The sequence below is a fragment of the Ursidibacter sp. B-7004-1 genome (assembly GCF_053654055.1).
The window spans coordinates 17,025-37,300 of record NZ_JBSIUP010000015.1 but is presented as its reverse complement, the minus strand read 5'-3'; the positions used below and the strand labels follow the sequence as shown (position 1 = coordinate 37,300).

Annotated in this window: 20 protein-coding genes; 7 read left to right on the top strand and 13 right to left on the bottom strand. The window is 37.6% G+C overall.

Annotated elements, in window-relative coordinates; all coding sequences use genetic code 11:
• Positions 1 to 24 precede the first annotated feature (24 nt).
• From ACWIW0_RS06605 to fabI, 10 genes are all read right to left on the bottom strand, one after another.
• Positions 25 to 1,059, bottom strand: coding sequence for a glycosyltransferase family 9 protein (locus ACWIW0_RS06605; RefSeq protein ID WP_454452696.1), 1,035 nt, complete (start codon positions 1,057 to 1,059; stop codon positions 25 to 27).
• Positions 1,059 to 1,652, bottom strand: a complete 594-nt coding sequence (locus tag ACWIW0_RS06600; RefSeq protein ID WP_454446502.1) for a sugar O-acetyltransferase — start codon at positions 1,650 to 1,652, stop codon at positions 1,059 to 1,061. The genes ACWIW0_RS06605 and ACWIW0_RS06600 overlap by 1 nt, the downstream gene beginning before the upstream one ends.
• 8 nt (positions 1,653 to 1,660) lie before the next feature.
• Positions 1,661 to 1,999, bottom strand: coding sequence for a TusE/DsrC/DsvC family sulfur relay protein (locus ACWIW0_RS06595; RefSeq protein WP_454446501.1), 339 nt, complete (start codon positions 1,997 to 1,999; stop codon positions 1,661 to 1,663).
• Positions 2,000 to 2,058: 59 nt separating this feature from the next.
• Complete coding sequence (locus ACWIW0_RS06590) at positions 2,059 to 2,721, bottom strand: Bax inhibitor-1 family protein (protein ID WP_454452695.1); 663 nt, start codon at positions 2,719 to 2,721, stop codon at positions 2,059 to 2,061.
• A 165-nt stretch (positions 2,722 to 2,886) separates the two neighbouring features.
• Positions 2,887 to 3,468, bottom strand: coding sequence for a virulence factor SrfB (locus ACWIW0_RS06585; RefSeq protein ID WP_454452694.1), 582 nt, complete (start codon positions 3,466 to 3,468; stop codon positions 2,887 to 2,889).
• A gap of 20 nt (positions 3,469 to 3,488) precedes the next feature.
• Entirely contained in the window at positions 3,489 to 5,177 is a 1,689-nt protein-coding gene (locus tag ACWIW0_RS06580) for an SrfA family protein (RefSeq protein WP_454452693.1), read from the bottom strand.
• Positions 5,178 to 5,344: 167 nt separating this feature from the next.
• Entirely contained in the window at positions 5,345 to 5,929 is a 585-nt protein-coding gene (gene dcd / locus ACWIW0_RS06575; RefSeq protein WP_454452692.1) for a dCTP deaminase, read from the bottom strand.
• A gap of 9 nt (positions 5,930 to 5,938) precedes the next feature.
• Positions 5,939 to 6,592, bottom strand: coding sequence for a uridine kinase (udk, locus tag ACWIW0_RS06570; RefSeq protein ID WP_454452691.1), 654 nt, complete (start codon positions 6,590 to 6,592; stop codon positions 5,939 to 5,941).
• Positions 6,593 to 6,681: 89 nt separating this feature from the next.
• On the bottom strand, positions 6,682 to 8,661 hold the full coding sequence (locus ACWIW0_RS06565; protein WP_454452690.1) for an exoribonuclease II: 1,980 nt from the start codon (positions 8,659 to 8,661) through the stop codon (positions 6,682 to 6,684).
• A 114-nt stretch (positions 8,662 to 8,775) separates the two neighbouring features.
• On the bottom strand, positions 8,776 to 9,564 hold the full coding sequence (fabI, locus tag ACWIW0_RS06560; RefSeq protein WP_157394495.1) for an enoyl-ACP reductase FabI: 789 nt from the start codon (positions 9,562 to 9,564) through the stop codon (positions 8,776 to 8,778).
• Positions 9,565 to 9,789: 225 nt separating this feature from the next.
• Here fabI and rlmE point away from each other — a divergent pair, with 225 nt between their 5' ends.
• The 3 genes from rlmE to mltA all read left to right on the top strand — a co-directional run bounded on the left by rlmE (position 9,790) and on the right by mltA (position 13,733).
• Positions 9,790 to 10,416 carry a 23S rRNA (uridine(2552)-2'-O)-methyltransferase RlmE gene (rlmE, locus tag ACWIW0_RS06555; RefSeq protein ID WP_157394496.1) on the top strand — a complete coding sequence of 209 codons (627 nt, stop codon included), beginning with the start codon at positions 9,790 to 9,792 and terminating at the stop codon, positions 10,414 to 10,416.
• A 75-nt stretch (positions 10,417 to 10,491) separates the two neighbouring features.
• Positions 10,492 to 12,432 (top strand): ATP-dependent zinc metalloprotease FtsH, encoded by a 1,941-nt coding sequence (ftsH, locus tag ACWIW0_RS06550; protein ID WP_454452689.1) that lies wholly within the window; start codon positions 10,492 to 10,494, stop codon positions 12,430 to 12,432.
• Between the two features lie 200 nt (positions 12,433 to 12,632).
• Positions 12,633 to 13,733: a murein transglycosylase A gene (mltA, locus tag ACWIW0_RS06545; protein ID WP_454452688.1), complete on the top strand. Its 1,101-nt coding sequence runs from the start codon at positions 12,633 to 12,635 to the stop codon at positions 13,731 to 13,733.
• Between the two features lie 60 nt (positions 13,734 to 13,793).
• Here the strand turns inward: mltA and xseA are convergent, their stop codons facing one another.
• Positions 13,794 to 15,260: an exodeoxyribonuclease VII large subunit gene (gene xseA, locus ACWIW0_RS06540; RefSeq protein WP_454452687.1), complete on the bottom strand. Its 1,467-nt coding sequence runs from the start codon at positions 15,258 to 15,260 to the stop codon at positions 13,794 to 13,796.
• Between the two features lie 116 nt (positions 15,261 to 15,376).
• Complete coding sequence (locus ACWIW0_RS06535; RefSeq protein WP_454446058.1) at positions 15,377 to 15,625, bottom strand: alternative ribosome-rescue factor A; 249 nt, start codon at positions 15,623 to 15,625, stop codon at positions 15,377 to 15,379.
• A gap of 175 nt (positions 15,626 to 15,800) precedes the next feature.
• Here ACWIW0_RS06535 and ACWIW0_RS06530 point away from each other — a divergent pair, with 175 nt between their 5' ends.
• The 4 genes from ACWIW0_RS06530 (at position 15,801) to queA (ending at position 19,765) form a co-directional block, all read left to right on the top strand.
• On the top strand, positions 15,801 to 16,556 hold the full coding sequence (locus ACWIW0_RS06530) for a class I SAM-dependent methyltransferase (protein ID WP_454452686.1): 756 nt from the start codon (positions 15,801 to 15,803) through the stop codon (positions 16,554 to 16,556).
• 29 nt (positions 16,557 to 16,585) lie between these two features.
• Positions 16,586 to 17,638 carry an AI-2E family transporter gene (locus ACWIW0_RS06525; RefSeq protein ID WP_454452685.1) on the top strand — a complete coding sequence of 351 codons (1,053 nt, stop codon included), beginning with the start codon at positions 16,586 to 16,588 and terminating at the stop codon, positions 17,636 to 17,638.
• 66 nt (positions 17,639 to 17,704) lie between these two features.
• Positions 17,705 to 18,628 carry a gluconeogenesis factor YvcK family protein gene (locus tag ACWIW0_RS06520; RefSeq protein ID WP_454452684.1) on the top strand — a complete coding sequence of 308 codons (924 nt, stop codon included), beginning with the start codon at positions 17,705 to 17,707 and terminating at the stop codon, positions 18,626 to 18,628.
• 51 nt (positions 18,629 to 18,679) lie between these two features.
• Positions 18,680 to 19,765 carry a tRNA preQ1(34) S-adenosylmethionine ribosyltransferase-isomerase QueA gene (gene queA / locus ACWIW0_RS06515; protein WP_454452683.1) on the top strand — a complete coding sequence of 362 codons (1,086 nt, stop codon included), beginning with the start codon at positions 18,680 to 18,682 and terminating at the stop codon, positions 19,763 to 19,765.
• 56 nt (positions 19,766 to 19,821) lie between these two features.
• On the opposite strand, the gene ACWIW0_RS06510 is transcribed toward queA, so the two are convergent.
• On the bottom strand, positions 19,822 to 20,259 hold the full coding sequence (locus ACWIW0_RS06510) for an NfeD family protein (protein ID WP_454452708.1): 438 nt from the start codon (positions 20,257 to 20,259) through the stop codon (positions 19,822 to 19,824).
• Positions 20,260 to 20,276: the final 17 nt, after the last annotated feature.

Genomic DNA, 20,276 nt, shown 5'->3' with positions numbered 1-20,276 from the left:
GTAAATTTTAAATTACACAATAATTTACAAGGTTATATTTAAAGTTTCAACTATTTTTTGTTTAACTTGTTCTACGGTAATGCGGTTCATTAAATCTTTTCCCTTCGCTCTTGTCGCCCAAGGGAGATCTTGCCAAGGTTTTGCATATTCTTGCAAAATAGCCTCATCGTAAACAGAAACGACTTTATCTAAATCGTTGTAAGGCCCTGTTCTTAGCGGATTATGAATAGCATAAAGACCAATAATTGGTGTATGTTGTGTTGTCGCAATATGTGCTGGTCCAGAGTCAGATGAAATGACTAGATCTGCTTGTTGAATAAGTGCGGCTAACTGCTTTAACGAGGTTTTTCCTGCTATATTGCGTGTTTTAGGGGCAAGTTGATGAATTTTCGTGGCAGATTCCATTTCATAAGCAGAAGGTGAGCCACAAATAATCACGTTAATACTGTGTTTTAACAAAAAATTGGCAATCTCAGCATAGCGTTCAGGTAACCAATCTTTCTCTTTTTTACTAGAACAAGGTGCAATAACCACATTTTTCGTATGTGGATCAATAAATTGTTGGCTGTATTGTCTATCCTGTTCACTTATCGGCAAGTACCATTGTGTACTTAAATCTGTGACGCCAATCGCTTTTGCAAACATCATTTGTCCATCTAAAACGTGTGGCGATGCGGTCTGTTCCACCTTAAAATTGGTAAAAAGCCACTGACCTTCCCTTGCTCTATCACGATTAAAACCGACTTTAACTTTCGCTTTAATTCCCACAGAGAGCATTGATGCTCTAAATGCCGTTTGCAAATTTAATAGATAATCAAACCGCTTGTGACGTAATTGCCGCCACAACGCCCAAATACCTTTCCAACCCGTTTTTTTATCATAAGGTACTAAGGTTACATTTGGAATACCAGCCATTAGGGAAGCTTCTGCTTTACCCAAAATCCAAGTAATTTCTGCCATTGGATATTGACGTTGAATAGCTTGCACAACAGCGAGTGTATGGCATACATCACCAATTGCCGATAAACGTAAAACACAGATTGATTGAGCTGATTGCATTAAAATTTTCGTTCCTTAAAGTAATAGATTTGATCTTGTTCGTTGAGTGTTCTTAGCACTTTACAAGGATTACCCACCGCAACACAATTATCGGGAATGTTTTTAGTGACTACGCTACCAGCACCAATTACTACGTTATTCCCAATAGTAACGTTCGGCATTATGACACTATTTCCCCCAATCCATACATTGTCACCAATGGTTATTGGTAATGCAAATTCAACGCCACTATTACGTTTATTAGGATCAATCGGATGTGCTGCGGTAAATAGGGATACATTTGGGGCGAACATTACATTTTTGCCAATTTTGATCTCTGCACAGTCTAACATCGTGCAATTATAATTTGCGTAAAAATTATCCCCCAAATAGATATTTGAGCCATAATCGCAACGAAAAGGAGGTTCTATATGAAAGCGGTCATTTTCTGCAAATAATTTGCAAAATAAGAAATTACGTTCAGCTATTTTTGATGGTGGTAGTTGGTTAATCTCAAAAATAATCTCTTTCGCCCGTAAGCGAGCTTGAACTAGCGTTTTCTCACTTGCATCATACAGCTTACCTGATAGCATTTTCTGTTTTTCTATATTCATTTAATGTCCTACAAACACTTTGCTGGCTTTGGTAAACCTGCAATTTTAGTCGCTTGTTTAGCAGGACCTTCAGGAAATAAACGTTGTAAATAACGGCTATTTCCTTTTTCTTCACCAAATTTCTGAGAAAGTGCCTTAACTAACATTCTAATTGCGGGAGAGGTTTTATATTCTTGATAAAACTCTCTGACAAAAAAGATAATTTCCCAATGGTCTTCGGTTAATTCAAGATGATCTTTTTTAGCAATCTCTACCGCTAGTAATTCAGACCAATCCTCTAAATGTTTTAAATAGCCAAAGGCATCGGTTTCAAATTGCTGCTGATTTAATTCAATAAAATAAGTCATAATCAATGTTATAGAAATAAAAAATGCCACATTACTGTGGCATATTATTTGAGAGTTAATTAGTCGTCGTTACCTAATACACCAAAAATATTTAAGAAACTAACAAATAAATTATAAAGTGAAACATAAAGATCAACTGTTGCACGAATATAGTTGGTTTCACCACCATGAATAATATTGCTTGTTGCAAGTAAAATCGCACCGCTTGAGAACACAATAAATAATGCACTAATTGCTAAATTTAATGCTGGAATTGATAAGAAAATATTTGCAACTACACCAACAAGTAGAACAACAAATAATGCAATCATCATTCCTGATAAGAAAGACATATCTTTCTTAGTCGTTAGTACATAAGCTGAACAAGCGAAGAAAACTAAAGCTGTTGCACCAAATGCTAATGCAACCACATCACCTAAACCATTACTTAAATACGCATTTAAAATCGGCCCTAAGCTGTAGCCTAAGAAACCAGTTAATGCAAACACACTAGCAATACCCGCTGCACTATTTGCTGTTGCGTGAGTTAAAAAGAGTAAACCATAAAAACCAACCAACATTCCCCACCAAGGTAAACGAGGTAGATTTAATACCATTGCAGCCACCGCGACAACTGATGAAAATGCGAGTGTCAGTGCTAATAAAAAGTAGGTATTACGTAACACTTTATGAGTGCTAACTAATGATTCACTTCTGGCATTTGTGACTAAACGTTCTTGCATAAAAACTCCTGTAAATTTAAAGTGATTACTTGGTTAAAAATAGGCTTTAAAGTAGCGATTATTAAAGAGAATGTCAATTTTTATTCACAAACTTCTTCCACCTGCATTGGTTTTGTAGCCTCTCCAATAAGTTCTTTTAATTGCTCCTCAGTGCTAACTAATGTGTTAAAAATTTGCCCACCGCTGATGTGAGCTAAACAGTCCGTTATAATCTAAAAACCAAGACATTTGATTAGATTGATGAGCCAACCCAAATACAACACCTGAACGAATATCTTCTTCCGTTGGCGCAAGATAAGCTACATCAGCACGATTTGGAAAAACTTTCGTATCAAAAGCAATCGTAATACGATGTGTATTACCTTCTTCATCTGGCGTTGCTAATTTGACAATTCTAGCACGAGCCCAGTTATATGGACCATCATCAAAACGATCTGGCGGCACTGTTCGTAATACTGGAATAGGTAACCAAACTCCATCAAACAATTTAAACGAATCCTCTACACTAATTTCAAGATCAACTTGAATAATACGCGTCAGATCCGTACTATCACAAAATCCTTCACCACTTTTATGTTCAATTAGTCTACGTAGTGGAGAGTTTTCTGATTTACCAAAGCTCCCCATACTCTTAGCCCGCCAATCTTTATCTTTCCAATCAATTTTTAATCCAAAGTCTAAAAACTGTACCCCGCTATTCATTATCAGCGATAGTTCTTTTCCATAGTTATGTAATTCTGGCAACATAATCTTGTCTCTCTTGTGTTTTAATTTGATTTAATAATCATTGGGAAACGCTGCCCCTTCTCATATTGGCCTTGACAGTCCGCCGAACTCTTAGCATTAGCTTTGCAGCTTACACTTGGTAATTGATAAGTTGAACCATCACTACATTTTGCTATGCCGGTATTATCAATGTTCAACTTACCGCTATTCATACTAGCAACAACATTACCTGTACATTTTACACCATCACCACGCTGCAACTCGACCTGTCCTTTACCATCATTAAATTTGTAATTTAATCGTAATGGTTTTCCTGTCGTTTTATCTTGAATCCCAGCACCTGCATTCCACTCTCCATTTAAGAAATTCAATTGACTATCCTGTTGACTATCTGAAGGAATAGTTAATTTTTTATCATCCTGCTGATTTGGAACTTGGTTATTTTCATTGCCTATTGGTAACTCCGGAAGACTTTGATTGCCACTATTCACAGGGGTATCTTTGGGATTGTCTTGATTTTCAGCCTTATTAGCTTGATTTGTATCTTCATTAGCCTGATCATCCGTTGCGTTGGTTTGATTTTCAGCGGCATTAGTTTGATCTTCAGCTATATTGGTTTTAGCTAAATCATCTGCTACTGGAGTATCAGGAAGAGTTGGTAATTCGCCATTCTGACCAATAGCTTGATTCGCCTGAGCGTTAGTATCCAAAACAGTTGCAGGAACAGTTGTATCACCAACATAATTTACAACATCTTTATTTCTAGGGATTGGTGTTTGAACATCTATACATTTCTTTTCTAATTCAGGTGCAGTTTGCTCTAATGTATTTAGTAATACGGAATCAGAGATAACAACACCAGATTCATTCATCCAACGATTATTGACAAAATAGTAAAAACTTCCTGAAACTTTTCTAATTTCACATTCTTTAGGTACAATTTTAGTTTCATCTGTAACATTACTCTCAATTGTCACTGTTGGTGTTCCAAACCAATTGATATAAGGAAATAAAAAGTTTCTAAATAACCAGCATAACAACACGCCTAATAACAATAGCAATGGTAGTATCCACCAAAAACGGCGACACCAATGTTTATTAGTAGGAGCTGGTTCTGCTGTTCTTTCTTGAAATAGTTCAGAAGTAGAATGTGGTATTTCTGGGTTTATAGGAGGAGTAAGAGAACTTGGTCTTAAGTTTAAAAAAGGACTTCCATAAATTGAAGCATTTTTTTCTGTAAATCCCCAAAAAGTGATCACAGGGCGATCATTAACTAAATAAACATGTTCTGGATTTGGAAAGCGTAAAGCCTTTAAATTATCAGTATCTTCAATATTTTTTGATTGTCCACTACATAACAATCTAGCAAAAAGCAATTGATCTCCCTTTGTTGAAGGAGAAGATATCATTTCACTCCCTAGCTCTAACATAGTACGCTCAAAAATCTGCAATTCTCCCCACGCTTTATCTCTTTCTTCTTGCGTAGCTGATGTCCAGGGTATAATCATATATTGACCATTAGGTTTATCTGACTCAAATGGAATATACCAATCAATCTGACTTCCCTGATCATTACGCTGAGGAATTGCAAGATAATCAGCAAACGTTCGTCCTCTTTTAAATTTGATAGAGTCTCTCAACTGAGATGCTACCGAATAAACCGCAACGCCATCTTGTCCTAACGCAGTATAGTTTTTTATATCTCCGCTTCGTAATAATGCACTTAACATAACATTTACCTTTTCAAAGTACCTTGTTCAATAAATCGAAATATTCTATAAGATCTTCTTATAAAATGTAAATATCATTAAATTAATATAATTTTTGTGTAAGAATTAGTTGATATACCCATCTTAATGAGTATCAAGTTCTAAGAAATTAGAATAACGTTTAGTCACTAAATATCCTGGTTAATACGGCTTGAAACGGCATTTTGTTGATTTTTATATTTAGCATCTTTACGGGCATTATAAGGACGTTTCGCCTCGCCACTTAGTATTTCAAAACTTAACGCACCAATTGCCATATTAGGTCTTAGTGCCAAAGGTAGCTTACCTGCATTAAAAAATTCTAATACAATTTTTCCTTCCCAACCTGGATCAATACGGTGAGCGGTAACGTGTACCATTAAGCCTAAACGGGCTAAAGAAGAACGTCCATCTAACCACCCTACAATATTTGCAGGTAGTTTAACTGACTCTAACGTGGTCGCCAGTGCTAATTCCCCAGGGTGTAGGAAAAATGCTTCATTATCAGCAATAATAATTTCATCACTCATTACTCGCTCTAACTGTGCGGTCATTTCTTCCTTTGGTCCACTAAGATCGATATAAGGTGTTGAATGTTCACGAAACACACGAAATGAATTACCTAAACGAACATCAATAGTCGCACCGTTAATTTTGTCATTTGATGGACGTGGCGTTAGACTAATAATCTCATCATCTAAATAACGTTCAATATCGCTATCGCAAAGACGCATAATTTACCCCTATTTTTGTTTTAATAACTGCTTAATTTGTGCTTTTAAAATGTTGATCGCAATACGGTTTTTCCCACCTTTTGGGATAATCACATCGGCATATTGCTTGGAAGGTTCAACAAATTGCAAGAACATCGGGCGAACAGTTTTACGGTATTGGCTTACCACCGATTCCATTGTTCGTCCACGTTCTTGCATATCACGTTGTAAACGGCGGATAAAACAGATATCAAGTGGAGCATCCACAAAGATAGAAACATCAATTTCGCTACGAATATTCTCATCCGTAAGCAGTAAGATCCCTTCCAAAATAATAATACGCTTAGGAGAAAATTGAGTTACGGTAGTCTTACGGTTATGTTCGGTATAATCATATTCAGGAATTTCAACAGATTCCCCTTGTTTTAAAGCTTGTAGGTGAGCAACTAATAAGTCGTGATCCATTGAATTTGGGTGGTCATAATTGGTTTTTACTCGTTCTTCCATTACCAAATGGCTTTGGTCTTTATAATAAGCATCTTCTGAAATAATACCAATATCATCTTGTCCCAATTCATCTTTAAGCTCTTTATAAATAGTTGAAGCAATTAGACTTTTACCTGAAGCTGATGCCCCAGCAATCGCAATCACAATACAAGACTTATTTTCAGTTAAAATCGACATAAAACACCTTAATGAATGAGAATTTTTTCTATTATACTCTATTTACCCTGCGTAATCCTATAGAAGATCTAATCTCACCGCTTATTAGATTAAATCACTAATTCACCGACAATAGAGCGAGTTTCAATACGGACTTCTTTAAGTTTAACTTTAACCTTTTGTCCGATTTGATAGCTTTTTTCACCTTTAATATAAAGAGCAATTTCTTCAGGGTTATAAAGCACTTCTTCTTTATTTGGGTGGATAGTCGAAAATGGTACAAAGATTGAAGCTCCATTTTCGATAACTTTTACACGCAATCCACCTCGAGAAACATCGTGGATTTCTCCCTCAAATTCAATATTTTTTTCAACCATCGGGGCAAGATAACGAGCATATAACCAATCAGCAATATCTCGTTCAACCATTCGGTTTTGTTTACGGGCTTCTTGCAAACGAACTAGAATGCTTTCATCAACTGCTGTTGCACTTTGTTGTGCTAATACTTGTTTGATCAAGCGGTGATTAACCATATCACCATATTTACGGATAGGCGATGTCCAAGTCGCATAGTGGCTAATTCCTAAGCCTAAATGTGGGGCACATTCTGTTTTAAATTCCGCAAAGGTGAGATAGCGGCGTAAACGCATTTCTAAGAAATTCTCAGGGAATTGTTCAATATCACGACGCATCTCACAATAGCCTTCCAAAGTAGCAAGACGCTCAGGGGCATAGCGTTGAGATAGTTCTTCATAATTTTGCTCATTACCAAGAGTATCTAGTAAGAATTTCTTCGCTAATTCAAGGTTTTTACTATCAAATCCAGAATGTGTATTGAATACGCCAGTGTGGGCATATTTGTCTAAATACTGTGCAGCACAAATGTTGGCTAAAATCATTGATTCTTCAATCATTTGATTTGCGATACGGCGATATTCAACGTGAATATCACGCACAGAGCCATCTTCATTGAGTTCAAAAGAGTAATCTCCTTGCTCTTTAAATAAAAGAGCATTTTTACTACGCCATTCAATTCGGGCTAGAGTAAACTGATGTAACCAGTTAATTTGTTGTTCAATTTGCTCATTTTCAGGTAGCCAGTGGTTATCTACTTTCTCAATAAAATCAGAAACGTCGTTGTACGCTAATTTGGCTTTTGATTCTACCCAAGCAGATGTAAAGCGAGTTTCACCTAAGATATTTCCTTGTAAATCGACTTCAATATAAGCCACTAATGCAGGGCGTTTCTCATTTGGAACTAATGAACAAAGTTCGTCAGAAAGCTCTCTAGGCAACATTGGGATATTAAATCCAGGTAAATAGTTAGTAAAACAACGTTGGCGAGCCGCTTTTTCAATATTGGAATCAAGGGGAATGTAAGCGGTTGGATCAGCAATTGCTACTACTAAACGCCAACCTGTTTGTTCTCCGTTCTTTTCAATAGGCTCGATATAAAGAGCATCATCCATATCTTGCGTGCTTGGCGAGTCAATTGTGGTAAAGTAAAGATTAGAGAGATCTTCACGCACTAAGGAATCATCTAAAGTATAAGATTTCTCACCTGCAACGGACTCTCTAGGTTGCTCGTGGCGAGCTAAAGTTACCCACCAAGGTGCGAAATTGTCATCTGCTTTACAAATAAATTGAGTAACTTGAGCAAAGAAGAAACGATCATCACGCAATGGGTGTGTTTTTAATTGTGCAACAACCCAATCATTTTCAGCTAATTTTTCTTCAACTTTTTTGTGTGTATTGGCAGGAATAAGGGATTTAATGTTTGGGTGATCGACTGCAAGTTGTAATTTGCCATCTTTATTAAATTTTACTTGAGCGATAAATCTATCCAGCATTGGTTCAAGGAGAGAATCAACTTCAACTTGTTCTTTATCGCCATCACGTTTTACTACTGCACGAATTTTATCACCGTGCATAATTTTTTTCATTTCTTGAGGAGGAATGAAATAGCTGTTTTTATCACATTCTAAAAAACCGTAGCTTTTATCTGAGGTTTTAACGACACCTTCAACATATTCTTTATTTGCTTCGATCTGTTGCTTTAATTGAGCTAAAAGGGGGTTATTTTGAAACATTTTATATTTATCCAGAAAATAATAAACCACGGAAACTCTAACGTACTTTTACAAAAAAATCGCTCAATCGGACCGCTTGCAAAGGTTAAATTTTCCGTGGTAAAAAATGGCAGATTATTCTGCGTCTAAATCGCCCATTGCGACAATGCTGAAACCTGCATCAACGTGAACCACTTCACCTGTAATACCGCCAGCCAAATCAGAACATAAGAATGCCGCAGAATTACCTACATCTTCAATGGTTACTGTACGGCGTAATGGTGCAGTTTTTTCAAAGTTAGATAACATTTTTTTGAAATCTTTAATGCCCGATGCTGCAAGTGTACGGATTGGGCCAGCAGAAATCGCATTTACACGAATACCATCTTTACCTAAGGTTGCTGCCATTACACGAGTACTTGCTTCAAGTGATGCTTTAGCTAAACACATTACGTTGTAGTTAGGAATAGCACGTTCAGCCCCTAAATAAGAAAGAGTTAAAAGTGCAGAATTTGGGTTTAACATTGCACGAGCTTCTTTTGCCATTGCCACAAAGCTATAAGCACTGATATCGTGAGCAATTTGGAAACCTTCACGAGTTGCGGCATTCACATAATCACCATCTAATTGATCTGCTGGAGCAAAGCCAATTGAGTGAACAAAACCATCAAATTTTTCCCAGTGTTTGCTTAATTGATTAAAACATTCTTTAATGTTTTCATCGGTTGCAACATCCATTGGCAATACAATATCCGAACCAAATTCTTTCGCAAATTCTTCAACTCGACCTTTTAATTTATCATTTAAGTAGGTAAAAGCTAATTCCGCACCTTCACGTTTCATTGCACTTGCAATACCGTAAGCGATAGAACGATTACTTGCTAATCCTGTAATTAAAATGCGTTTGCCTGCTAAAAAGCCCATAAATAATTCCTCTATAATAGTGATAAGATATGCTCAAAATGAGCAAAACGGGCGGATTATAACGAAATTTTACCTTTTCGGGAAATATAAGCGGTCAGATCGGAGTAGTTTTTTGCAAAGTGAGTAATTTATTCCACCACTTATTTACAAAAATTTCACTTTTCCCTTGAAATCAGGGATTTCGGTCTTATTATACTCAGCTCAAATCAATGGTAGAGAAGAAAAATGGGAAAAAAACGGAGTGCAAGTTCATCACGTTGGCTTGCAGAGCACTTTAAAGATCAATTTGTGCAAAAAGCACATAAACAAAAATTACGCTCAAGAGCGTATTTTAAGCTAGATGAAATTCAACAAACCGACCGTTTATTTAAACACGGAATGACGGTTGTTGATTTAGGGGCAGCCCCTGGTGGTTGGTCGCAATATGTGGTTACACAAATTGGCAGTAAAGGGCGTGTTATTGCTTGTGATATTTTAGATATGAACCCGATTGCTGGGGTTGATTTCTTACAAGGCGACTTTCGAGAAGAGAGCGTATTAAATGCCTTGTTAGAGCGAGTAGGGGAAGATAAAGTTGATGTGGTAATGTCAGATATGGCTCCAAATTTTAGTGGTATGCCATCGGTTGATATTCCTAGAGCAATGTATTTGGTTGAACTTGCGTTAGATATGTGTCGCCAAGTATTAGCACCTAAAGGCAGTTTTGTGGTCAAAGTATTCCAAGGCGAAGGATTTGATGACTATTTGCGTGAAATTCGTGCGTTATTTAGTGTGGTGAAAGTGCGTAAACCTGAAGCATCTCGTGATCGCTCGCGTGAAGTATATATTGTCGCCACAGGATATAAAGGATAGGTGGAATATCCTTTCATTTTATAGTAATCTTTACAGAATTTTTTAGTCCTAAAAAGAGGTAAAACCTTGAACGATATGTTTAAAAATATTCTACTTTGGGTAGTCATTGGCTTAACGTTGATGACTGCATTCCAAGGTTTTAATACGAATTTTGGCAGTACAAACACTGTGGAATATTCGAAATTTATCAATGATTTAAAAGATAACCGTTTAAAATCGGTCAATTTTAAGAATAATGATGAAGTCATTACCGTAACTAAATCAGACGGTTCGGAATATCAAACCGTAATGCCGATTTATGACAGAGATTTATTAAACGATCTTCTAAATAAAAATATTACCGTTGTAGGTGAGCCAGCAGAACGTCGTGGGTTATTATCTCAAATCTTGATTTCTTGGTTCCCGATGTTATTACTTATCGGTTTTTGGGTTTTCTATATGCGTCAAATGCAAGGTGGCGGTAGAGGCGGTGCAATGAGCTTTGGTAAGAGCAAAGCAAAAATGATCGCACCTGATCAAATTAAAACAACCTTTGCTGATGTAGCAGGCTGTGATGAAGCCAAAGAAGAAGTTGCAGAAGTTGTTGATTTCTTGCGTGATCCAAGTAAATTCCAAAAGCTAGGTGGACGTATTCCGAAAGGCATTTTAATGGTTGGTCCACCAGGAACTGGTAAAACTCTATTAGCAAAAGCTATCGCAGGAGAAGCAAAAGTACCATTCTTCACAATGGCAGGTTCAGATTTCGTTGAAATGTTTGTGGGTGTTGGAGCATCTCGTGTACGCGATCTTTTCGACCAAGCAAAGAAAAATGCACCTTGTATTATCTTCATTGATGAAATTGATGCCGTAGGACGTAAACGTGGTGGTGCTGGTTTTAGTGGTGGACACGATGAGCGTGAACAAACATTAAACCAAATGCTTGTAGAAATGGACGGTTTTGAAGGCTCTGAAGGGATCATTATTATCGCGGCAACTAACCGAGCAGATGTATTGGATAATGCATTAACTCGTCCAGGGCGTTTTGACCGTCAAGTAATGGTTGGATTACCTGATGTGAAAGGGCGTGAACAGATCTTAAAAGTGCATATGAAAAAAGTTCCCCTTGCTCCTGATGTTGATCCGATGATTATTGCTCGTGGTACACCGGGGTATTCTGGTGCGGAGTTAGCAAATTTGGTGAATGAAGCCGCTTTATTCTCTGCTCGTGCTAACCAACGGGTTGTTACAATGAATGACTTTGAAAAGGCTAAAGATAAAATCAATATGGGGCCAGAACGCCGTTCAATGATTATGACTGACGAGCAAAAAATCTCAACGGCATATCACGAGGCAGGACACGCCATTGTGGGTTATTTAATGCCAGAACACGATCCAGTGCATAAAGTAACAATTATTCCACGTGGACGTGCATTAGGGGTTACGTTCTTCTTACCTGAAGGCGACAAAGTGAGTATTAGTCAAAAACAGCTAGAAGGTAAATTAGCTAGTACCTATGGTGGACGTTTAGCTGAAGAGCTTATCTATGGTAAAGAGAATATTTCAACAGGAGCATCAAGTGATATTCAAGTTGCATCAAATATTGCTCGAAGAATGGTAACTGAATGGGGCTTTTCTGAAAATCTTGGTCCTATCTTATATAAAGAAGAAGAGGGTTTTGGTGCACCAAAAGTTGTATCAGAGGCTACCGCACAGCTTATTGATGAAGAAGTGCGTAAGATTATTGAACGTAACTATGAGCGTGCAAGACAAGTATTGATCGACAATATGGATATTTTACACGCAATGAAAGATGCGTTAATGAAATATGAAACAATCGATATGCCACAGATCAAAAACCTAATGGAACGTAAACCAGTTGGCGAACCTGCAGGTTGGAATGATAGTGGTGATAACACGCCGCCATCATCTTCAGATGAAAAACCGTCAGAAACTAAAGTTGATGACACTTTCTCTGAAACAGAGCCTACTGATAGAAATGTCGGTACTGTTTCAGACAATGAAGCTGATGTAAAATAATCAAATGAAGGTAAAACCGAGCAGATAAATTGCTCGGTTTTTTATCTGCTAAGAATAAAATCTAATCTAAAATCAGTTCTTCATATTTAACTGTAGAAGATCAGACTTGATCTTCTACATATCAGTATCGTTTTACATTCTTTTTTGATATTCTTAATCATTATTACGCTTTATTCATTTTTAACTTGTTGGGAAATATTATGTTTCGGAAAGCATATAAAAAAATCGCATTAACTGGAATTACACTCTTCATCACTAGCTGTTCGGTTGATGTAGCAAAGAAAACTGAAGTGAGTATATCTGATGGTTCAAGATGGGGAGCTATTACAAAAGGTCGTCAGTTTGTCCCTGAACAGATGCCTCATTTTGCCACTGCAACGGTGTCAGCGAATGGAAAAATTGTAAACCCTAGAGAGTTTTTACAACAACTAAATAATGTGTATCAATACTCTAGTAATATTTCAGCCACATTTGGAAATACTTACCGTAAAATCACCGCTTGGGTAAATGCAGGGGGAAATATCAATGATCTCGCACGTTTCGGTTTGCACTCTCGTCAAATGCGTGGTGAAGATGGCTATCAAAATGTATTGATGACTGGGTATTATATCCCTGTTATCCAAGCACGCTTAACTCCACAAGGCGAATTCCGCCACCCGATTTATGCTATTCCGAAAGGAAATAAAAAATATGCTCGAGCAGAAATCTACAGAGGAGCATTATACGGTAAAGGTCTAGAGTTAGCTTATACTAATTCATATTTAGAGAATTTTCTAATGGAAGTCCAAGGTAGTGGATTTGTTGATCTAGGTGGAGGAAATTTACGCCATTTTGCCTATGGAGATAAAAATGGATATGGCTACACTAGTGTTGGACGTTTATTAGTGGAAGATGGAGAAATTCCTAAAGAGAAAATGTCTGTTCAAGCAATTCGAGAATGGGGAGCAAGAAACCCACATCGTTTACAAGCCCTACTTGAACGTAATCGCTCATTTGTGTATTTCCGCCACGACCCAACTCTAGATGTAAAAGGTTCAGCAGGTGTTCCACTTGTTGCATTAGCATCTGTGGCATCAGATAAACGTATTGTACCGACAGGCAGTGTGCTATTAGTAGAAATGCCATTGGTTGATCATTCAGGTAATTGGACAGGTAAACACGAATTACGCTTGATGGTAGCACTTGATGTTGGCGGTGCAGTTAAAAATCAACATTTTGATTTATACCAAGGTATTGGCGATCAGGCAGGACATAAGGCTGGCCTAATGAAGCATTACGGACGTGTTTGGTTGCTTAACTAATCTCTAATACATAGGAATGTTGGATTTATGAGCAATCGTAAATCCAACATTTTGTTATTCTCACCCTTCTATTGATACTACTTCACTAACAACGCTACCCTGCTCTAGCCTTGTATATAGAATGTCTCCCACATTAATCTTTTGAGTAGAAATTAAAGCAATACCTTGCTGATTTTGTGTAACAGAATAGCCCCTAGCTAATACTTTTAATGGACTTAGGCTTTCGAGTTTGACACATAATTGTTGAAAATTCTGTTGTGATAAACTTGCTTTTCGCTGAATTGCAAAAACCAAGCGTTGCTCTAATTTTCCCCATTGATGTTGTTGCTGGCGAATGGAATGCGGCAAAGGATTATGTTTTAAGCGTTGGGTAACATTTTCAAATTTCTGCTGTTTAGCTAAAAAATGTTGTTCTATATTTTGTACAAGCTGTTTATGTAACAAATTCAGTTGCTGTTGCTGACGTTCTAGCTGTTTTTGCGGGTGCTGAAGATAAACACGCTGTACAAACTGTTTTAAGATTTGCTGTTGGTGAAATAGCCGTACTCGCATTATCTGCTCTATGCGATGTTGAACCCCTAATAAATGCTGTTGGCGAAGCTGAAGTTGTTTCTTAGGATGTTGAGCCATTAGTCGAGAGCGTAAATAAGCAAATTTGCGTAAATTATCAGACCATAAACGATCAAATGCTAAATTTGCACGATCTTGGTAGTGTTGTAATTGTCGTTTACGTTCTTGTTGATCTCGACTGACTAATTCAGCAGCGGCTGAAGGCGTTGGGGCTCGTATATCCGCAACAAAATCAGCGATCGTTACATCGGTTTCGTGTCCAACCGCACTGATAATCGGAATATCCGAATGATAAATTGCCCAAGCCACGCTTTCTTCATTAAAACACCATAAGTCTTCTAAAGATCCACCACCACGCCCAACAATCAGCACATCACATTCTTTGCGTAAATTCGCCAGTTTGATCATTTGTACAATATCTGCAGTCGCCTCTTTACCTTGCACCATTGTTGGATAAATTACAATCTGTAAACTTGGATCTCGGCGTCCCAAAATATTAAGAATATCTTGCAAAGCTGCTCCACTTGATGAAGTGATAATTCCTACTGTTTTTACATAGTTTGGCAAAGGCTTTTTATGTTCTTGGGCAAAAAGTCCTTCTGCTGCTAATTTCATTTTAAGCTGTTCAAACTGTTGTTGTAATAAACCATCTCCCGCAGGTTGCATAGTTTCAATCAGCACTTGATAATCACCTCTCGGCTCATATAAGCTCACATTCGCTCTTACAAGCACTTGCATTCCATTTTTAGGCTGAAAATTCACTCTCTGATTTTTCATTCTGAACATTGCACACCGAACTTGTGCCTGCTCATCTTTAAGGGTTAAATACCAATGCCCTGAAACAGGTTGGCTAAAGTTAGAGATTTCCCCCACTAACCAGATGTAACTAAATTCAGTTTCTAATGTATGGCGAACAGCATAATTCAGCTGAGTAACGGTAAGAACATTATTTTGCATTATGTAGCCCTAAAAATGGAAATTGGTAAATTCTATCACGCATTTTTAACAAGTAGTAAATTAACAAGCAGTGGATTTGTGATCTGACCTCTAGTATTTCTTGTAATAACATCTAACTAAAAAGCCCATTCAAAAATAATGTTACTTTTGAATGGGCTTTCTGATTTGCCATAAGCGGTGAGTTTGTGTCTGTGTTTTGCATTTCGTTGATAACTACCTTTTCCTTTACGATTACGCTCAACTCGAGTTCTAAACAGCTTATCTGTAACAAGTGCTTTTACTGCACTCTCTTTAATCTCGCCTCGTTGCAAAGCATATTCGATATTCTGAGCATTTTGCTTTAGGTGTTTTTGTGAATTTTTCATTCTTTTTCCTTCTTTTTAATGTGTAAAAATCAAGCGTCTATAATTGTGTCAAATTTCCGTAGTTTTGTATATAAGAACAGGTAAAAAAACGCTATAATTGCTTTATTCTATATTGATGAACTTTTAGGTTCTCAAATAATCAGATCTTATTATTTTTACTATTGAGGTGGCAGATATGAAGAAAGAAGAAGTAGGACACCATTTTTTAGCTCGCTTAGGTAAAACACGTTTACGCCCAGGTGGTAAAATCGCAACAGATTGGTTAATTGCCAACGGTGATTTTAGAAAAGATAAAAAAGTTTTAGAAGTCGCCTGTAATATGGGAACAACAGCAATTGAAATAGCCAAACAGTTTGGTTGCCAAGTTATTGGTATTGATTTAGACGAAGAAGCATTAGCTAAGGCAGAACAGAATATCAAAGAGAATGAAGTGATTGATTTAGTGCGTGTACAGCGAGCCAATGCTACTAAATTACCTTTTGAAGATAATAGTTTTGATATTGTTATCAATGAAGCAATGCTAACGATGTTACCTTCAGAAGCAAAAGAAAAAGCAATTCGCGAATATTTACGCGTACTTAAACCAAATGGTTTTTTACTTACTCACGATGTGTTACTCAATGGGGACAACGCTGAAAGTGTAATTGCCAAACTAAGAGACGCGATTCATTTAACAGTCAGCCCACTCTCTAAAGATGGCTGGAAAGAAACCTTTTTAAACTGCGGTTTCCGCAATGTAGAAACCTTTACAGGGGAAATGAGCTTACTTTCCCCTAAAGGCTTAATTCACGATGAAGGCGTAATTGGGGCAATGAAAATTGTCGGTAATGCGTTAAAACCTGAAAATCGTGATACTTTCAAGAAAATGTTCCAAACCTTTAATGATCCTGAAAACCAATTAGGATTTATTGCGGTTTGTAGCCAAAAATAAATAATACTTGCTAATATAAGGAAATAGATATGTTGGATATGTTTCTCCAGTGGTACAAACAAAAATTTAATGACCCACAAACAGTAGTGCTACTTGGTATCTTACTGATTGGGTTTGGTACTATCTATTTCTTTAGCGATTTATTAATGCCGCTTTTGGTTGCTATCGTTTTCGCTTATTTACTCGAATGGCCAATTCGTTTTTTAACCACCTCATTGAAATTACCTCGCTCTCTCTCATTAATTCTTGTACTCGGCGGATTTATTTCTATTTCGGTATTCTTATTCGTAGTATTACTTCCAACACTTTGGAACCAAGCGGTAACTTTTTTGAAAGATCTACCCGCTATGTTTAATCTACTTAATGAATGGTTACAAGCCTTGCCTGAGCATTATCCTGAATTGATTGATTATGCGATGTTAGATTCGCTAATGGCAGGTCTAAAAACCAAAATTTTGGGATTTGGCGATTCGTTACTTGCCTTCTCTGTCAATTCCATTGTGAGTATTGTAGGGCTGGGTATTTATGCTTTCCTTGTTCCTTTAATGGTGTTCTTTCTTTTAAAAGATAAAACCTTATTCCTAAACGATGTTGGGCGTTTTTTACCTAAAAACCGCCGTTTAGCAAATCGTGTTTGGAGAGAAATGCAACAGCAGATTGCAAACTATATTCGTGGAAAATTTCTAGAAATTATGATTGTGGGTGTGGTAACTTACATCATTTTTCTCTTTTTTGACCTACGCTATCCCCTATTACTCTCTGTGGCAGTGGGTTTATCGGTATTAGTCCCTTATATCGGTGCGGTATTAGTTGCGATTCCTGTTGCATTAGTTGCACTGTTTCAGTTTGGCTTATCACCTGAGTTTTACTATGTGTTACTCGCTTTTGTCATTAGCCAATTGCTCGATGGTAACATTGTTGTACCTTTTCTCTTTTCAGAAGCGGTCAATCTACACCCATTAACCATCATTGTTGCAGTGCTGATTTTTGGTGGTCTTTGGGGATTCTGGGGGGTATTTTTCGCGATACCACTTGCCACTCTTGTTAAAGCAGTGGTTAATGCATTGCCAACGACGGATTAAAACACAAGCGGTTAGATTGAGTGAAACTTTTACTTTCATTTTAATGTTTTTACATACAGGTTTGCTATGACAGAAATGACAATTCCACCACGCCACCCTAAACTCGCTCAACTGAATAAAGTTGTAGCATTAGGTGGTGGGCACGGTTTAGGACGTGTGCTGTCTTCACTCTCATTTTTAAAAGAACGTTTAACAGGTGTGGTAGCAACGACCGATAATGGCGGTTCAACAGGGCGTATTCGCTACCAACACGGCGGTATCGCGTGGGGTGATCTCCGTAACTGTCTAACTCAAATCACGATAAAACCGACCATTGCATCTGCTCTCTTTGAATACCGTTTTGCTGGGCAAGGGGAATTAGCTGGGCATAATTTAGGCAACCTTATTCTTAAAGCTCTCGAAGATATGAAAATCCGTCCCCTTGATGGATTAAATTTAGTGAGAGATCTGCTACACGTTCGAGTGGGTTTAATGCCAATGTCTGAATCACCTGTGCATTTATCCAGCCATCTTGCAAATGGGGAAACCATTGTTGGTGAGGTGTCGATTGATGCTTTAGACGTTGTGCCACAGTCGCTTTCTCTAACGCCTAATGTAAACGCCACGCCTGAAATACTGGAAGAATTAAATCAAGCGGAATTGATTATTCTTGGGCCGGGGAGCTTTTTTACTAGTATTATGCCGAATTTACTCCTTGATGAAGTCGCTCAAGCCATTCAGACAAGCCACGCTAAAGTTATTTTTATTGATAATATCGGCAAAGAGCACGGTATTGCAGGCTCACTTTCACTGACTGATCGTATTCAGTGGATTGAAAACCGTATCGGCTTAATGCGTTTAAATGGCATTATTACCCATTTAGATGAAACCAGTGAAACACCTTATTATATAACGACTCTTCGCCAAGACTTACAAGCTGAAGATATATATTACCGCCACGATCGCTACAAACTGAGTAAAGCTATCAATGATATTTATGCATTACTCTAAGCATAAGCGGTTAGATTTTTCCATTTTTTTGCAATTTATTAAGGAATACCTTTGTTAGTTACCGATTTCCATTTTGATCTTCCTGATGAACTGATTGCTCGTTACCCGACCAAAGAGCGTAGTGCTAGCCGATTACTCTATCTCAACGGTACAACGGGGGAATATCAAGACCAACAATTCACCGATCTTCTATCCCATATTGAAACAGGCGATTTATTGATTTTTAATAATACTCGTGTAATTCCTGCTCGTCTTTACGGACGTAAATCAAGCAGTGGAAAGCTAGAAGTATTGGTTGAGCGAGTATTAGATGAACATCGTTGCCTTGCTCATATTCGCTCATCAAAAGCACCCAAAGAAGGTACGGAGATTATTTTAGGCGAAGATAAATTAGGCGAAGGAAATGGTTTTCACGCCATAATGGTTGCTCGCCACGAAGCATTATTTGAGCTGGAATTTAAAGCAAGCCAACCGTTGTTTGACCTACTACAACAAGCAGGACATATGCCCCTTCCGCCTTATATTGATCGCCCTGATGAAGATGCCGATCAAGAGCGTTATCAAACTGTTTATAGCAAAGTATTAGGGGCTGTCGCAGCACCAACTGCGGGGTTACACTTTGATCAGGAAATGTTGGGTAAATTACAAGCAAAAGGTGTAGATACAGCTTTTGTTACCCTGCACGTTGGGGCAGGTACATTCCAACCCGTTAGAGTGGAAACCTTAGAAGCACATAAAATGCACGCTGAATATGCCGAAGTAAGCCAAGAAGTTGTGGATAAAATTCTTGCTACTAAAGCAAAAGGTAAAAGGGTGATCTGTGTTGGTACAACATCCGTTCGCTCTATCGAAAGTGCTGCACAAGCAGCAGAGAAAGCAGGACAACTAATTGCCCCTTTTTATGCGGATACCAACATTTTTCTCTACCCAGGAAAAACGTTTAAAGTTGTCGATGCTCTCGTAACTAATTTCCATTTACCTGAATCCACTCTAATTATGCTAGTTTCCGCTTTTGCAGGTTATCGTAACTGTATGCAAGCCTATCAACACGCAGTTACTTCTCACTATCGCTTTTTCAGCTATGGTGATGCAATGTTTATTACGAAAAACCCGAATGCGTTATCGGATTTGCCTTAAATATAAAAAATCTAAAACAAAAAGATGGGCGAATACCCATCTTTTGTCCATTACACCTACAATTTGTGTACAAATAACGTTATACCATCAACCTTATTTACTTGAACACTATCTCCCACTTGTAAATTCTCCCCAATCACTCGCCAAGTTGTATCTCCAAATTTTCCACGAGCAATACCATTTTCAAGTAGCTCGACAATAGCCCCCTGTACACCAAGCATATTATGTTCTCGGGCATTTAGAGTGCTATTTTCATCATCTCTAATATCCTTACTATGCTGATATTTCCACCATATTAGACTAAAAATAATAGCAAGAATCGCAAAGATGGAGAGTTGCCAACTGAGTGGAATAGGATACAGAGCAACAGCAATAGCAACAACAATTGCGGCTCCACCCCACCATATAATGAAAACACCAGAAATAATAATTTCTAAAATACATAGCAAAAAGCCTAAAATAAGCCATATAGACCAATCAGGAAACCATTCCATCATCATATTTCCTCCTA

Bases quoted from the DNA above. Each gene is read 5' to 3' on its own strand.
- ACWIW0_RS06605 (WP_454452696.1), bottom strand. From the start codon at position 1,059: ATGCAATCAGCTCAATCAATCTGTGTTTTACGTTTATCGGCAATTGGT.
- ACWIW0_RS06600 (WP_454446502.1), bottom strand. From the start codon at position 1,652: ATGAATATAGAAAAACAGAAAATGCTATCAGGTAAGCTGTATGATGCA.
- ACWIW0_RS06595 (WP_454446501.1), bottom strand. From the start codon at position 1,999: ATGACTTATTTTATTGAATTAAATCAGCAGCAATTTGAAACCGATGCC.
- ACWIW0_RS06590 (WP_454452695.1), bottom strand. From the start codon at position 2,721: ATGCAAGAACGTTTAGTCACAAATGCCAGAAGTGAATCATTAGTTAGC.
- ACWIW0_RS06585 (WP_454452694.1), bottom strand. From the start codon at position 3,468: ATGTTGCCAGAATTACATAACTATGGAAAAGAACTATCGCTGATAATG.
- ACWIW0_RS06580 (WP_454452693.1), bottom strand. From the start codon at position 5,177: ATGTTAAGTGCATTATTACGAAGCGGAGATATAAAAAACTATACTGCG.
- dcd (WP_454452692.1), bottom strand. From the start codon at position 5,929: ATGCGTCTTTGCGATAGCGATATTGAACGTTATTTAGATGATGAGATT.
- udk (WP_454452691.1), bottom strand. From the start codon at position 6,592: ATGTCGATTTTAACTGAAAATAAGTCTTGTATTGTGATTGCGATTGCT.
- ACWIW0_RS06565 (WP_454452690.1), bottom strand. From the start codon at position 8,661: ATGTTTCAAAATAACCCCCTTTTAGCTCAATTAAAGCAACAGATCGAA.
- fabI (WP_157394495.1), bottom strand. From the start codon at position 9,564: ATGGGCTTTTTAGCAGGCAAACGCATTTTAATTACAGGATTAGCAAGT.
- rlmE (WP_157394496.1), top strand. From the start codon at position 9,790: ATGGGAAAAAAACGGAGTGCAAGTTCATCACGTTGGCTTGCAGAGCAC.
- ftsH (WP_454452689.1), top strand. From the start codon at position 10,492: ATGTTTAAAAATATTCTACTTTGGGTAGTCATTGGCTTAACGTTGATG.
- mltA (WP_454452688.1), top strand. From the start codon at position 12,633: ATGTTTCGGAAAGCATATAAAAAAATCGCATTAACTGGAATTACACTC.
- xseA (WP_454452687.1), bottom strand. From the start codon at position 15,260: ATGCAAAATAATGTTCTTACCGTTACTCAGCTGAATTATGCTGTTCGC.
- ACWIW0_RS06535 (WP_454446058.1), bottom strand. From the start codon at position 15,625: ATGAAAAATTCACAAAAACACCTAAAGCAAAATGCTCAGAATATCGAA.
- ACWIW0_RS06530 (WP_454452686.1), top strand. From the start codon at position 15,801: ATGAAGAAAGAAGAAGTAGGACACCATTTTTTAGCTCGCTTAGGTAAA.
- ACWIW0_RS06525 (WP_454452685.1), top strand. From the start codon at position 16,586: ATGTTGGATATGTTTCTCCAGTGGTACAAACAAAAATTTAATGACCCA.
- ACWIW0_RS06520 (WP_454452684.1), top strand. From the start codon at position 17,705: ATGACAGAAATGACAATTCCACCACGCCACCCTAAACTCGCTCAACTG.
- ACWIW0_RS06510 (WP_454452708.1), bottom strand. From the start codon at position 20,259: ATGGAATGGTTTCCTGATTGGTCTATATGGCTTATTTTAGGCTTTTTG.